The sequence below is a fragment of the Nocardia sichangensis genome, from assembly GCF_047200615.1.
In the GTDB taxonomy this organism is placed as follows: domain Bacteria; phylum Actinomycetota; class Actinomycetes; order Mycobacteriales; family Mycobacteriaceae; genus Nocardia; species Nocardia sichangensis.
This window is the reverse complement of record NZ_JBJZOK010000005.1, coordinates 175,272-189,483: the sequence shown is the minus strand read 5'-3', so window position 1 is coordinate 189,483 and position 14,212 is coordinate 175,272. Positions and strand designations below refer to the sequence as shown.

The following is a 14,212-nucleotide window of genomic DNA, read 5'->3' as shown; positions in this document are numbered from 1 at the left end:
TCGCGGTGATCCCTACGAGCCGATCCATCAGCGACGCTCCGAGAATCGACAGGATCCGGCGATGCCCAAGATCGCAAACCTGAACCCGCTGCCGATGGCCGACATCGGAGGGTCGGATCTGTTCATCCCCTTCCGCATGCCGAGCGGTGAGATCGGGTACCTGCTCGGTGACACGTTCTCCGGCGCCGAACCCGCGGTGGGAGGGCCGAATTGGCGTTCCCCGATGCTGTTGCGCAGCGGCACCCACGACATGTCCGCACCGATCGAATTCCGATCGGCGGCGCGGGATGCCCGGCAACTCTGGGACTACCCGCACGACAATCCCCAGTACTCCACGGTTCTGCCCTGCGACGCCATCACCATCGGCAGCCGGATCTATCTGTGGGTGATGGTCACCCAGGGATTGGCGAACGAGCGGTGGTGCGAGATCCGGTATTCCGACGACAACGGCGAGAGCTGGACCGATACCGCCGTGCGGTGGTCGACCAGCGCCTACGGCGGCAAACGCACGATGATCTCGTGGGAACGCGGTGGCGACGGCTACGTCTACGTCATCTCCACCGGCGGACTGGCCAGGAACAAGAACATGCTGCTGTGGCGAGTACGCGAGAGCCATGCCGCGCTCATCGACCCGGCGGCCTGGCAAGGATGGGGCTGGAACGGACAGGATTGGGGCTGGGGCCGGGATCCGGGCGGCGATCCGCGTTTCGGCATCCTGGCCGACGACACGAAACTGGGCGAGATCGGATTGCGGCGGATCCAAGGGTATTGGGTGATGTCGGGATTCGACGCCGGGGCCTACGGTGCCTTCGTCAAGGTGGCCAGGAGGATCACCGACAACTGGCGCACAGCCTGGACCTACCGCCCGGTGAAAGGATCTTTCTGGGCGCCGGGCGGTCCCGATATCGTGCCGCGCCTCTATGGTTGTTATGTCCACCCGGACAGCAGGTTCGACGGCGGGTTCTGCATGATCGTCAGCGAATGGGCGGAATCCGGTAAGCCGTATCGGGGTATGCAATACCGGATCTACGGAGTTCGGCCCGCCGCTGCGCTCAGCGCAAGGCGGGTCCTCAGCCGGGAACGCGCCGGTTCGTCCCGCGCAACGGATTGGCCACCGGGAAGGTGATCGCGGGCAGCGTCACCGACATCCGCACGGTCGTCCCCGATTCCGAGTGGTCGATGTCGAGTTCCTCGGTCAGGGCGCGCATCATGTCGATACCGCGGCCGCGATACCCCGGATCGGATGCCCGTGGCTTCCAGCCGCCCGCGTCGGCGACCACGATGACGACGGTGTCGATGTCGCAGGTGGCCGACATCCGCACCCGGCCGGTGTCGTCGTTGCGGTAGGCGTGCTCGATGCTGTTGCTACACGCCTCGTTGGCCGCCGCGACCAGGTCGGCGGCCAGGTCGTGCGGCACCGCCGCGGCGGCCAGCCAGCCCTTCAGCGTGCGCCGCAGGGCCGCGAGCTCGTCCGCGCGCGCGGGCACGTCCAGCCGCAGCGGCGCGGGCGGCTGGCGGTAGACCACCATGGCGACGTCGTCGTCGTACCCCGCGGACGGCCGCAGGCGCGACAGCACCGCGTCGGCCACTTCGCGCGGCAGCCGTCCCGAGGTGTCGGCGAGGACCGCGGCGATCTTGGCGAACCCCTCGTCGATGTCGACGCCGCGCTGTTCGACCAAACCGTCGGTGAACAGCACCAGGGTCGAACCGGGTGTGAGCGCCGTGGTGGCCTCCGGCCTGCGCGGCGGATCGAAGGTCGCCAGCGGCACCGAGCGCCCGCCTTCCAGCAGCCTGCCGGTCCTGGCGACGTCCGCGAGGATCGGTGGCATGTGACCGGCGCTGCTGTAGCGGACCAGACCGCGCACCGGGTCCAGCACGGCTGCGCAGACGGTGGTGCACATGGCGCCGGGGATGCGAGCGGCGACGGTGTCGAGTTCGGCGAGCAGCTGCGCAGGTCCCGCGCCGCGCAGCAGCAGCGCACGGGCGGCGGTTCGCAGCTGTCCCATCACGACCGCGGCGGACAAGCCACGACCGACGCAGTCGCCGACCACGACGCCGATGGTGCCGTCGCGCAGCGGCACCACGTCGTACCAGTCGCCGCCGATCTCCAGCGGCGGCAGCGCCGGCTCGTAGTGCACCGAGAAACGCGGCGGCAGATCGATCGGGCCGAGCATGGCGCGCTGGAGGGTCAGCGAGGTGGCGCGGGCCTGGTCGAAGTTGCGCGCCCGCTGCACGGCGAGACTGAGATGACCGATCAACAGGGAGAACAGCGTCCAGTCCGCGGCACTGATCGCCCGGGGTGCGGCGAAGCGCAACCACACCGCCGCGTCGCCGGTCTCGCCGAGCGGAGCGACGATGCCCTCGGAGCTCTCGGCTCCATCCGGAATGGCCAGCAGGCTGCGTGGCGGCCTGCGTCTGGCCCGCTCCAGCAGGGCGCGCGACCCGTCGTCGAGGGACGCGGCGCCGTCGTGCGAAGTGCGGTCGGCGCCCGTGCCCGAGACGTACACCTCCGGCACGGCGTTGCGGCTGGGCCACACCGCCACCACCGCCGTTTCCGCGCCCACGGTACGGCGCAGCTCGTCGAGCCCGACGGCGAGCACTTCGACCACACTGGTGGCCGCGCCGACAGCCGTGGCGAGCCGGGACGCGGCCTGGTCGCGCGCCTGCGCGTCGTGTTCGGCGGTGATGTCGCGGAGCGTGCCGACGAAGATCCGCTCGTTGTCCTCCGGCTTGATCAGGGCGCTGGTGCTCACCGCGAGCCATACATTGCGCCCGTCGCGGTGCCGGATCGGGATGACGAAGCGCTGTGCCTCGGTACCGAGGTCGGGATAGCGCGGACCGTCCGGGCTCGACCACGGATGCGGCAGCGGATAGGGGATGCCCGCGGCGCCGTAGCCGGTCAAGGCGCCGAAGGCGGTGTTGACCTCGATGATGGTGCCCTGCGCGTCGGCGACGAAGAAGCCGTCCTGCAGCGATTCCACCAGCGCCGTGCGGAACGCGTCGCGTCCGGCCAGATCGTCGGCGCGGGTGCGCTGCTGCTCGTAGCGGCGGGTGCCGTCCAGATAGCCGCGGGTCGCGATGTCCAGCGGAACCAGGGTCTGCAACAGGAATTCCAGCGCGGTTTCCGGTAGGCGTGCCGCGAGTTCGCGGCCCTCGGTGGCCGCGTCCTTCTGTCGCTGTTCCTCCGCTTCCTGGACCACGCGGAAGTGGTTCTCCGTGAGGTCGAGCAGGCTGATGCCTTCGACCAGGGCCCGCCTGCCCAGCTCGTAGCCCTCGGCGAGACCGGCCTGGGTCGGCGAATCCATGTGCCGCCGTAGCGCATCGCCATAGTCGTCCAGGAAGTCGGCCAGCAGGGCGCTCATTTGGCCGTCCCCCCCGCACCGCGGTGCCGCGCCGCGAGCACCAGCGCGTCGTCGGTGTCCTTGGCGTGCCGGGCGAGCATGTCGGCGGTGATGTCGGCGGTGGACTTGGAAAGGTCGATGGCCGAGGCGGATTCGGTGACGATACCGTCGGTGGACATCAACAGCAGGTCACCGGGACGGACCGCGACCGACTGCGGCTGGAGGTTGGCCGGAAGGCGATAGCCGACGATGCCCGCGGTCAGCAGGACGGTGGCGTGCACCTTCAGGCTGCCCGCCGGACCCGCGGTGAGCACCTGCGATTCGACATTGCCGACGCCGAGCCAGCGCACCGTGTCGCCCTCGTCGAACAGGGCCAGCGAGATCGCCGCCCCCCGGGTGTCGGCCATCGCCCGATGGCACAACACCATCAGCACGTCCAGCGGTTCGGCGCGGTTCTCCGACAGCACCCGCGCGGCGCGATCGGCCGCGTCCGCCGCGGCGGCGCCGTGCCCGAGCCCGTCGAGGACCGCGAAGAGGACGGTGCCGCCACCGGCGTCGAGGACGACACCGCGGTCACCGGAGACCTGTTGACCCGGCAGTGCGCGTCCGGCCACCGCCCACTCGATCCGGCCGATGAACCCGTCCTCATGCACCGTTCGGTACCCACTTCCACATCTCCACCAGCGTGCCGCGACCCGGCGCGGAATCCACGGTCAGCCGGTCCATCAACCGCCGGGCGCCGGGCAGACCGAGCCCGAGCCCGCGTCCGGTGGAGTAGCCGTCCTCCAATGCTCTGGCGATGTCGATGATGCCGGGCCCCTGGTCCTCGGCCTGCACCACCAGGGCCTGACGGCCCTCCCGGTCGTCGACGAGCAGACGGATCTCGCCGCTGCCCGCGTAACTGGTGATGTTGCGGGCGATCTCGGAGATCGCCGTGGAGATCATCGTGCGGTCGGTGAGGGTGAATCCGAGTTTCGCTGCCAGTTCGCGTCCGGCTTGACGTGCGGTCACGATGTCTCCGGACACCCTGACCGCGATCACCACGTTCTCAGCGGCCACTGTCACGACCGTCTCGCTGGCGACGGGCTGGGATCTTGCGGTCCAACCAGGCGAGTCCCTCTTCCAGATCGAGGGCGGTGTGCATGTCCTCGAAGGTGAGACCGAGCTGCACCATGGCGAACGCGACTTCCGGTTGCAGACCGACGATCACCGTTTCGGCGCCGCGCAGCTGCGTCATGTGCGCGATGGTACGCAACGATCTCGCGGCGAACGAATCCATCACGTCGATCGCGGTGACATCGACGATGATGCCGTGTGCCCGGTATTTGCTGACCTGTTTCATCAGGTCGTCCTGCAGGCGCTCGGTATCGGCGTCCGTCAGCGCCGACTGCACCGACGCGATGAGATACGTCCCTTGTTTGAGAATCGGAACCGGCATGTGGCGCGCCCGATCAGCGGCCGTCGCGTTCGGTGACCCGTTCGGTCACGCGGGAAACCTCGTAGCCCAGCAGCCGTTCCGCTTCTTCGATACCGCCCTGCAGGTCGCCGACCGCGTTCATCTTCGACAGATCCAGGCCGATGGTGACCAGGGTGAGCGCGATCTCCGAGGACAACCCGGTGATGATCACGTTCGCGCCCATCAGGCCGGACGCGTCGACGGTCTGCACCAGATGGTTGGCCACGGTGGAGTCGATCTGGGGCACACCGGTGATGTCGATGACGACGACCTTCGCGCGGTTGGCCCGGATGGCGCGCAGCAACTGCTCGGTGAGCTGGCGGGCGCGCTGACTGTCCAGCACGCCGATGATGGGCAGGATCAACAGCTGTTCGCGTACCTGCAGCACCGGCGTGGACAGCTCGCGAATGGCTTCCTGCTGCTGCCGGATGACGCGCTCGCGCTCCTGGACGAAGGACACGGTCACGGTGTTGGCGATGCGGTTGGCGGCCGGTTCGTAGGCGTCGAGCACCTTGTTGAGGAGTTCGAAGTCCGACTGGTACTTCTCGAAAAGGCTGCGTGCGAGCACGTCGCGCAGCAGAAGCACGATGCCGATGACCTCGTCGGTCTCGACGCCTCTCGGGATGATGCGTTCGGACAGGTCCCGCGCGTACGCCTGCAGCGCTTCGACGCTACCGGTCTCGAGCACGTCGACGTAGCCGTCGTAGATCGAGGTCGCCTCGGAGAAGATCTCCTCCGGGGTCATGGCGGTGAGCAGTTGGGCGTCGGCGATGCGGCGGGCCCACTCTTCACGCAGCGCGGTGCGGTTCTGGCGCAGGTGCTCGACGAGTTGCGGGAGCAATTGATCGATCGGTCCCGCGGTCAGGGAATCCGCCGAAAGGCTCATGGACACCTCGGACATGGACTCCTGCCCCTTTCGACGGTTCAGTCGGGATCTGTGTGCATTCGGCGCGTGCCGATTCCGAGCCTAGTCATACCCCACCCGAGTCGCCGACGAAACCTGCCGGTTGTTCGCCTGATGTTCGAGTGCGGGAGTGCCTCACGGCACCGTAGCGAATCCGCGTTCCAGCGCTGCGAGCGCCTCGTCCAAATACACCGTGAGGTCCGCGTCCGCGCGGGTCAGCCAGGCGTCGAACGCGGCGCGCGCCGCCGCCAGCGTGGTCCGGCCGACGGCGAGCGGGATGAGCCCGTCCTCGGGTTCGCCGAGCCGGCTCGCAGCGAACGCGCTCACGGCGCGCTCCCAGGCGTCGTAGTGCGCGCCCGCGGTGGCGGCCAGCGCGGGGATGTTCGCGACCAACTGCATCCGGGTGCGCAGTTCCGGAACGTCCTCGGCGCGATACTTGTTGGCTTCGACCACGACTCGGCGCACCGCGGTCATCATCGGAACGTCGTCAGGCACCGTCGCGAACGCGGCGCGCAGTGCGGCGACCTCATCGTCGAACTGCGACCAGAGCACCTCCGCCTTGGTGGGGAAGTACCGGAAGAAAGTGCGTCCACTGATGCCGGCGGCGACGGCGATCTGCTCGACGGTGGTCTCGTCGAAGCCCTGTTCGCTGAACAGTCGCATCGCGATCAGTTCGAGTTCGCGTTTGGTGGTGCCGCGTGGGCGGCCGCGCCTGGCCCGGTTCTCCAGCATTGTTCGATTGTGCTCGGCCGCCACGGCCCTTGATTTTGTCAGTGACTGACGATAATCTCGCCGCATGTTGGCGGATCTCACCTGGCCCGAGGCGGGCGTGCGCGCCACCGCGGGTGCGATCCTTGCCGTCGCGGTCGGCGCGACCGAGCAACACGGCCCGCATCTGCCGCTGTCCACCGACACCGACATCGCCGCGGCATTGTGCGCCCGGCTGGCCGCGGCGCGCGCGGACGTGCTCGCCGCACCGGCGATCCCGTACGGCGCCAGCGGCGAGCACGCGGGCTTTCCCGGCACGCTGTCGATCGGGCAGGCGGCGCTGGAACTGCTGGTGGTCGAGCTGTGCCGCTCGGCGACCGAAGCCTTCGAGCGGATCCTGCTGGTCAACTGGCACGGCGGCAACATCGAACCGCTGCGCCGGGCCGAGGATCTGCTGCGCGCCGAATCGCGTGACGTGCGCGTGTACCTGCCGCGCTTCGACGGCGACCCGCACGCGGGCCGGTCGGAGACGGCGCTGCAACTGGCCCTCGCGCCCGAGCGAGTGCACGCCGACCGCGCCGCGGCCGGGGACACCCGCCCGCTGGCCGAACTGCTGCCGCTGCTGCGTAGCGGCGGAGTGCGCGCGGTCAGCGCCAACGGCGTGCTCGGCGACCCGGCGGGCGCGACCGCCGCCGAGGGCGCGGCACTGCTCGATCACCTGAGCACCGACCTGCTCGACCGAACCCGGCACTGGTGGCCGGAGAACTCCCCGGAAAGGACCGCAACATGAACCCGTGGTTCGAGACCGTCGCCGAAGCGCAGCGGCGGGCGAAGAAGCGCCTGCCGAAATCGGTGTACGGCGCGTTGATCGCAGGCTCCGAGCGCGGCCAGACCATCGAGGACAATCAGCGGGCGTTCACCGAACTGGGTTTCGCGCCGCACGTGGCCGGGCCGATCGGCGCGCGCGACCAGTCCACGACCGTACTGGGGCAACAGCTTTCGATGCCGGTGCTGATCTCGCCGACCGGTGTGCAGGCGGTGCATCCCGACGGTGAGGTCGCCGTCGCCAGGGCGGCCGCGGCGCGCGGCATCGCCATGGGCCTGAGTTCGTTCGCCAGCAAGCCGATCGAACAAGTGATCGCGGCCAACCCGACGACCTTCTTCCAGTTGTACTGGTGTGGCGGCAAGGACGCGATCCAGCAGCGGATGGACCGGGCAAAGCGGGCCGGCGCGGTCGGGTTGATCCTGACGCTGGACTGGTCGTTCTCGCACGGGCGGGACTGGGGCAGCCCGGTCATCCCGGAGAAGCTGGACCTGCGCACGATGCTGAAGTTCGCGCCGCAGACCCTGGCGCGTCCCCGGTGGCTGGCGACCTATGCGCGGTCGGGCAGCATTCCGGATCTCACCGCGCCCAACATGGCCATCGGCGACGCGCCCGCGCCGGGTTTCTTCGGCGCCTACGGCGAATGGATGGGCACGCCCGCGCCGGACTGGGCCGATGTGCGCTGGATCTGCGAGCAGTGGGAAGGCCCGGTGCTGCTCAAGGGCGTCATGCGGGTGGACGACGCGCTGCGTGCGGTCGACGCGGGTGTGGCGGCGATCTCGGTGTCCAACCACGGCGGCAACAATCTCGACGGCACCCCCGCCGCGATCCGCGCGCTGCCGGTGCTGGCGGACGCGGTGGGCGCGCAGATCGAGGTGCTGCTCGACGGCGGCATCCGGCGCGGCAGCGACGTGGTGAAGGCCGTGGCGCTGGGTGCGCGGGCGGTCATGATCGGGCGCGCCTATCTCTGGGGTCTGGCCGCGAACGGGCAGGCCGGCGTGGAGAACGTGCTGGACATCCTGCGCGGCGGCATCGATTCCGCGCTGCTGGGTCTGCGCAAGACGAGCGTCGGCGATCTGGACCGCTCGGACGTGGTGGTGCCCGCCGGGTTCGAGCGAGCGCTCGGGCTGCCCGAAAACCGCTCCGCGGCAAGCGGTCCGGCGGACCACGCGGCCACGCCCGCCTGAGCGGTCAGTTCTCGGCCGCCGCCCGCCGGTGGTGCGCGAGCAAGGTGTCGTAGATGTCGGCCAGGGCGGCGAGCTGCTGACGATCGAGGATGTCGATCATGTGCCTGCGCACGCTCTGCACGTGCGCGGGCGCGGCGTCGGTGAGCACATCGGCGCCGAACGGGGTGAGCTTGGCGGCGGTGCGGCGGGCGTCGTCGGGGATCGGCTCACGGACGACCAGCTCCCGTTTCTCCATCCGGGTGATCTGGTGGGAGAGCCTGCTCTGCGACCACTCGAGCTTGGCCGCCAGATCGGCGAAGGTGAGCCGGTGGTCCGGCGAGTCGGCCAGATAGGCCAGCACCGAGTATTCGACGTAGGTGAGGTTGGACTCCTTGGTGGAATCCCGCCCGACCGCCGCGGCGATGAGGTCGCGGGTGCGCACGAAACCCAGCCAGGCGCGCATCTCGACGTCATCGAGCCATTGGGGATCGGTCACGACAGCGCTCCAAACTCCGATTTGTCCCAAGATCGTTCCGTGTCGCGATGTGCGGCGCGGAACGGTCCGCGCGCGGCCGGACTCGGCCGCCCGAACGCTTTCTCAGAGATGAGAGGTAGCATCACCGGGGTTGAACGTGCAACCTTTGCTGGCCAACTGTCCGAGATAGGGTTGCCTAACCAGCAGGGGCGTGCGCGGCGGTGACTAGGCTCGCTGTGCTCGTGACCAGCCCGGCCGTTCGCGGTGTTCGGGCCCGTTCGAAGGAGTGCGACTGGTGACCGCGCCGGAGTTCCGTTATTCAGACCTGCTGCCCATCGGCGCGGACGATACCCCCTACCGGTTGCTCACGACGGAGGGCGTCAGCACGTTCGAGCACAACGGGCGCACCTTCTTGCAGGTCGCCCCGGAGGCGCTGCGGCTGCTCACCGAAACGGCGATGCACGACATCAGTCACTTCCTGCGTCCGGCGCATCTGGGCCAGTTGCGCAAGATCATCGACGACCCCGAGTCCAGCGGCAACGACCGCTTCGTCGCGCTGGATCTGCTCAAGAACGTCAACATCTCCGCGGGCGGCGTCCTGCCGATGTGCCAGGACACCGGCACCGCGATCGTGATGGGCAAGAAGTCCGAGGGCGTGCTGACCGGCGCCGACGACGCGGAATGGATCAGCAGGGGCGTGTTCGACGCCTACACCAAGTTGAATCTGCGGTACTCGCAGCTGGCGCCGATCACCATGTGGGAGGAGAAGAACACCGGTTCGAACCTGCCCGCGCAGATCGAGCTGTACTCCACCGCGGGCGATCCGGCGAACCCCGCCTACAAGTTCCTGTTCATGGCCAAGGGCGGCGGGTCGGCGAACAAGTCGTTCCTGTACCAGGAGACCAAAGCCGTCCTGAACCCCGCGCGGATGCTGGAGTTCCTCGACGAGAAGATCCGCTCGCTCGGCACCGCGGCTTGCCCGCCGTACCACCTCGCTGTCGTGATCGGCGGCACCAGCGCCGAGTTCGCTTTGAAAACGGCGAAATACGCCTCCGCGCACTACCTCGACAACCTGCCCACCGAGGGCTCGCTGTCGGCGCACGCCTTCCGTGATCTGGAACTGGAGGAAGAGGTCTTCAAGCTGACCCAGTCCTTCGGTATCGGCGCCCAGTTCGGCGGCAAGTACTTCTGCCACGACGTGCGGGTCGTGCGCCTGCCCCGGCACGGCGCCAGCTGCCCGGTCGCCATCGCGGTGTCCTGCTCGGCCGACCGGCAGGCGCTGGCCAAGATCACCGCCGAGGGTGTGTTCCTGGAGCAGCTCGAGCGCGAGCCCGCGCAGTACCTGCCCGAGCAGACCGACGCGATCCTCGGTGGCGACGTGGTGCGCGTGGACCTGAACCGGCCGATGGACGAGATCCGTGCCGAATTGTCCAAATATCCGGTGAAGACCAGGCTTTCGCTGACCGGTCCGCTGGTCGTCGCCCGGGACATCGCGCACGCCAAGATCAAGGAGCGGCTCGACGCGGGCGAGCCGATGCCGGACTATCTGCGCGACATGGCCGTCTACTACGCGGGCCCGGCCAAGACGCCGGAGGGTTACGCGTCCGGCTCGTTCGGCCCGACCACCGCGGGCCGGATGGACTCCTACGTCGACCAGTTCCAGGCGGCGGGCGGCTCGTTCGTCATGCTCGCCAAGGGCAACCGTTCCGCGCAGGTCACCAAGGCGTGCAAGGAACACGGCGGCTTCTATCTCGGTTCGATCGGCGGGCCCGCGGCGCGGCTGGCGCTGGACTGCATCAAGTCGGTCGAGGTGCTCGAATACCCCGAACTGGGCATGGAAGCCGTCTGGAAGATCGAGGTCGAGGACTTCCCGGCGTTCATCGTCGTCGACGACAAGGGCAACGACTTCTTCGCCGAAACGCAGAAGCCGATCGCGCTGCGCGTGCGCACCCGCTCCAAAGAGCGCGTCTGAGTCGTTCTCCGGGCCTGCCTCGGCAGGCCCGGACACGACGATGTCACCCCGATCACCGGGGCGGTGGTGCGGTCGCAGCGGGCACGCTTAGCGAAGAACTTCGTCGATTTCCGCACCGATGCAGGTCGAGGAGAGCTATGAGCACGTCCAGGCCAGTACCGACGGCGTTGTGTATCACCGAGTCGGCCGCCTCCCGGTTGGCCGATCGCGCTGCCCGTGAGGGAACCAGCTGTACCACACTGCTCGATCGGCTGATCCACGAAGGCGTCGACCAGCTCGACCACCCCGGAATCGTTTTCCGCGGTCCGCTGCACGACCGGCGCGCCGCGCTGACGGCCGGTCCGGAGGTTTGGGAAGTCGTTGCGCGCCTGCGCGAATTGGACGGACCGCTGGAACGCCGGATCGCCGTGCTCAGCGCCAAATCGGACCTGCACGCGAGCAAGATCAGGCTGGCGCTCGCGTATGCCCGCGCACACGGCGGCGAGATCCTGGAGCGGATCGCGCGCAACAGGGAAGCGGCGGAGTCGATTCGCCGGGCAGGTGTGCGGATGACCGCGCCGCCGTCGCGTCCGAGCGCGCTGGGCGGCCCGCCGGGAGTGTGGCCGGTCCGTATCGTCTGATGCGGCCGATCTTCACATGACTGGGGAGGGAATGTGAAATTCCCGACATCTGTGGATGATTCACCCGATTCACGGGCGGCTGGCGGCGCGAGCCACGGCCGCCCGCGGTGTGTCTACGGCTCGAAATGGTTCGCCGCGCCCGGATCGCGGGGATTCGCGGAATATGTCCGTGCTGATGTCTTGGTCCGGGTATGCCTGACATACCGGCCGAAAGGGACACATCGCCTCGCGAAAGTTTCTCGCGGAGGCTCGATCTCATCCCTCCGGTTGTCCACGACAGGGCACAAATCACCCAAAAGTCGCTTATCGGCGACCAATTCGCGATTGGTAGCAGGTTGAATGCCGTAGTGATCCACAACACATCCACAGATTGTGGACATCACTCGTTCCAGGATGGGCGAAATGTTTGCCGCAAGAGGGCAATTGGCCGCATAACGGACATAGCAGATGGACATTATCCCAAGTTGTGGAGTTTTCTGTGGAATTCGCTGACTGTTGTCCACACGTGCAGTGCGCTGCATGTGGAGTAGTGCGCTAGTTGGATGCCCCGGCTGAAGTCGATCTTGTGTCTCACAACACGCCGAGGCGGAAGCGGACGTTTTGTCCGCCCACGCACCGTTCGAAGCCGGAATGAACTTGTTCGCCTACCCTGAACCGTACGACTATGGCAGTAGATCGATATCTGCTTCATCGGTCGGACACAGGGGGGTGAAGTGTCGGAATTGCGGCGCGAAGACCGAGTTCGGTATCGCGATCTGGTCGCTCTACTGCGGCGGCACGCAAGGGAAGTCGGTGCCGGTGCCGTGCTGCTGTTGGCGGGTACCGGCGCGGGCCTCGTGCAGCCTTGGGTGACCATGCGGATCATCGACGCGGTAGCCGGTCGGCACGCGATAGCCGGGCTCGTGGCATTGCTCATCGTGGTGTTCGTCGCACAGGCGCTATTCGAGACCTGCGGCGACTTTCTCGTATCGCGCACCAGCGAACGAGTGGTATTCGATCTGCGTGCGCGTGTCGTCGAGCGCTTGCTGCGGGTGCGAATGCCGGCACTGGACCGTATGCGGATCGGGGATCTGACATCCAGACTGGGCGCCGATACCTCGGCGATGCGCGAGCACGCGGTGACGAGCGTGGTGCAGTTGGGAATATCGGTGGTCTCGGCGATCACGGCGTTGGCGGCCATGGTCTGGCTCAGTCCGTTCATGACCGTGGTGACCCTGGTCACCATCGCCACGGCAGGATTGCTGGTGGCGGTTGCTCTGGCGGGGATCAGAACCGCCTCGGAGAGCGCGCAGACCGGTGTCGGAGAACTCGCCGCCGACACCGAACGAGCCCTGAGTTCACTGCGAACGGTGCGCGCGAATTCGGCTGAGGACCGGGAAGCGGCTCGCCTCACCGCGAAGGCGGCCGAGGCGTTGCACAGCGGTGTCCGCGCCGCGCGCATGGAGGCGATCATCCGCCCGGCGAGTTCGGCGGCGGTCAATGGGTCGTTCCTCGCTCTGCTGCTGATCGGTGGTATTCGCGTGGCAGGCGATCGGATGGAAGTCGGTGAACTGGTCGGGTTCTTGCTGTACGCCACATTTCTGGCCACACCGCTCGCCGGCGCCATCTCGCTGCTGGGATCGATACAGAAAGGGATGGGTGCGTTCCAGCGCGTCGCCGAAGCGCTTCGGGTCGCCGTCGAAGACGACACCGGTACCGAGGATCCCGCCCCGCTGACCGGTCTCGGGAAAGTGGTGCACGATGGGCGGCGCAGACCGGCCACGGTAGAACTCCGTACGCTCACCTTTTCCTATGAGTCGTCCCGCCGAGCGCTCGACGAAGTGTCTTTCACGGTGCCGGGTGGCGAACAAGTCGCGTTGGTCGGTCGATCCGGCAGTGGTAAAAGCACGGTGTTGTCCCTGATCGAGCGTTTCTATGAGCCCGATGGTGGTGTGATCCTCCTCGATGGTCACGACGTGTCTCGCCTCCATCTGCCTCCCTATCGGCGTCGTATCGCCTTCGTGGAGCAAGGCGCTCCGATCCTGCACGGTTCGGTGCGGGAGAACCTCACCTACGCTCATCCGCACGCCACCCAGCGGCAGGTCGAGCGCGCGGTCGAGCTCGCTGGTTTCGAGGATGTCCTCGCCCGGCTCGACGGCGGCATGGACGCGCAGGTCGGCGAGCACGGACAGTCCCTGTCGGGCGGCGAGCGGCAGCGTTTGGCGATCGCGCGCGCGTTGCTGACCGAGCCCGACCTGCTTCTGCTGGACGAACCGACGTCGAACCTGGACCCGATCAGCGAGGCGGCTGTCTTGCGGACGTTGCGCGAACTGCGCGGACGTTGCACCGTTCTCGTGGCCGCCCACCGGTATTCGACGATTCGGGACGTGGACAGTGTCGTGGTGCTCGACGGCGGACGTGTGGAAGCGATCGGAACCCATGACGAGCTGATGGCCTCGAGCGAGTACTACCGCGAGCTCGCGAAGGACACGATCACCGCATCCGCGTGAAGCTCCCGCACCGCCCGGGCTGCCGAGCCGGCTCCGGTGCGGCGGCGACCTGCCTCCTGCCGTGCGCCGGTCACCGCGAAAGTCCTGCGCCGGTAGCGCGGGAGCGCGTTGCGATCGGGGCATATCCGGCATAGGTGATCGCAAGCGATAGCATCGGCGCATGGTGTTCGGGAATGCTGGGCGGAGTCGGGTGGCGGCGGGACTATCGGTGGCAGTGCTTCCGGCGCTGGTCGCGGTCGGTTTTTCGGCGGGGGAGGC

13 protein-coding genes are annotated in these 14,212 nt (G+C 67.9%); 6 read left to right on the top strand and 7 right to left on the bottom strand.

Annotated features, from left to right (window positions below):
• The first annotated feature begins 61 nt into the window (after window positions 1–61).
• Window positions 62–1,126, top strand: coding sequence for a DUF4185 domain-containing protein (locus tag ACL03I_RS09355; RefSeq protein WP_412805670.1), 1,065 nt, complete (start codon window positions 62–64; stop codon window positions 1,124–1,126).
• Here the strand turns inward: ACL03I_RS09355 and ACL03I_RS09350 are convergent.
• The 6 genes from ACL03I_RS09350 to mftR form a co-directional block, all read right to left on the bottom strand.
• Window positions 1,071–3,362: a SpoIIE family protein phosphatase gene (locus tag ACL03I_RS09350; RefSeq protein WP_355077478.1), complete on the bottom strand. Its 2,292-nt coding sequence runs from the start codon at window positions 3,360–3,362 to the stop codon at window positions 1,071–1,073. The two genes, ACL03I_RS09355 and ACL03I_RS09350, sit on opposite strands and share 56 nt — an antisense overlap.
• Window positions 3,359–3,994, bottom strand: coding sequence for a SpoIIE family protein phosphatase (locus ACL03I_RS09345; RefSeq protein WP_355077479.1), 636 nt, complete (start codon window positions 3,992–3,994; stop codon window positions 3,359–3,361). Before ACL03I_RS09345 ends, ACL03I_RS09350 begins: the two co-directional genes overlap by 4 nt.
• The gene (locus ACL03I_RS09340) at window positions 3,987–4,400 is read right to left on the bottom strand and encodes an ATP-binding protein (RefSeq protein ID WP_051020806.1); all 414 of its coding nucleotides are present in this window, start codon (window positions 4,398–4,400) and stop codon (window positions 3,987–3,989) included. The genes ACL03I_RS09345 and ACL03I_RS09340 overlap by 8 nt, the downstream gene beginning before the upstream one ends.
• Window positions 4,390–4,779: an STAS domain-containing protein gene (locus ACL03I_RS09335; protein ID WP_039798459.1), complete on the bottom strand. Its 390-nt coding sequence runs from the start codon at window positions 4,777–4,779 to the stop codon at window positions 4,390–4,392. Before ACL03I_RS09335 ends, ACL03I_RS09340 begins: the two co-directional genes overlap by 11 nt.
• 13 nt (window positions 4,780–4,792) lie before the next feature.
• Window positions 4,793–5,698 carry an STAS domain-containing protein gene (locus ACL03I_RS09330; protein ID WP_039798458.1) on the bottom strand — a complete coding sequence of 302 codons (906 nt, stop codon included), beginning with the start codon at window positions 5,696–5,698 and terminating at the stop codon, window positions 4,793–4,795.
• Between the two features lie 138 nt (window positions 5,699–5,836).
• Entirely contained in the window at window positions 5,837–6,433 is a 597-nt protein-coding gene (gene mftR / locus ACL03I_RS09325) for a mycofactocin system transcriptional regulator (protein ID WP_412805669.1), read from the bottom strand.
• Between the two features lie 64 nt (window positions 6,434–6,497).
• Here mftR and mftE point away from each other — a divergent pair, with 64 nt between their 5' ends.
• Window positions 6,498–7,199 carry a mycofactocin biosynthesis peptidyl-dipeptidase MftE gene (gene mftE / locus ACL03I_RS09320; RefSeq protein ID WP_364428402.1) on the top strand — a complete coding sequence of 234 codons (702 nt, stop codon included), beginning with the start codon at window positions 6,498–6,500 and terminating at the stop codon, window positions 7,197–7,199.
• On the top strand, window positions 7,196–8,419 hold the full coding sequence (mftD, locus tag ACL03I_RS09315; RefSeq protein ID WP_412805668.1) for a pre-mycofactocin synthase MftD: 1,224 nt from the start codon (window positions 7,196–7,198) through the stop codon (window positions 8,417–8,419). Before mftE ends, mftD begins: the two co-directional genes overlap by 4 nt.
• A gap of 4 nt (window positions 8,420–8,423) precedes the next feature.
• Here mftD and ACL03I_RS09310 read toward each other — a convergent pair whose 3' ends face one another.
• Entirely contained in the window at window positions 8,424–8,894 is a 471-nt protein-coding gene (locus ACL03I_RS09310; protein ID WP_412805667.1) for a MarR family winged helix-turn-helix transcriptional regulator, read from the bottom strand.
• A 274-nt stretch (window positions 8,895–9,168) separates the two neighbouring features.
• Between ACL03I_RS09310 and ACL03I_RS09305 the strand changes: the two genes are divergently transcribed.
• The 3 genes from ACL03I_RS09305 (at window position 9,169) to ACL03I_RS09295 (ending at window position 13,954) form a co-directional block, all read left to right on the top strand.
• The gene (locus tag ACL03I_RS09305) at window positions 9,169–10,845 is read left to right on the top strand and encodes a fumarate hydratase (protein WP_356962016.1); all 1,677 of its coding nucleotides are present in this window, start codon (window positions 9,169–9,171) and stop codon (window positions 10,843–10,845) included.
• 137 nt (window positions 10,846–10,982) lie between these two features.
• Complete coding sequence (locus tag ACL03I_RS09300) at window positions 10,983–11,465, top strand: hypothetical protein (RefSeq protein ID WP_355077488.1); 483 nt, start codon at window positions 10,983–10,985, stop codon at window positions 11,463–11,465.
• A 713-nt stretch (window positions 11,466–12,178) separates the two neighbouring features.
• Window positions 12,179–13,954: an ABC transporter ATP-binding protein gene (locus ACL03I_RS09295; RefSeq protein ID WP_412805666.1), complete on the top strand. Its 1,776-nt coding sequence runs from the start codon at window positions 12,179–12,181 to the stop codon at window positions 13,952–13,954.
• Window positions 13,955–14,212 lie beyond the last annotated feature (258 nt).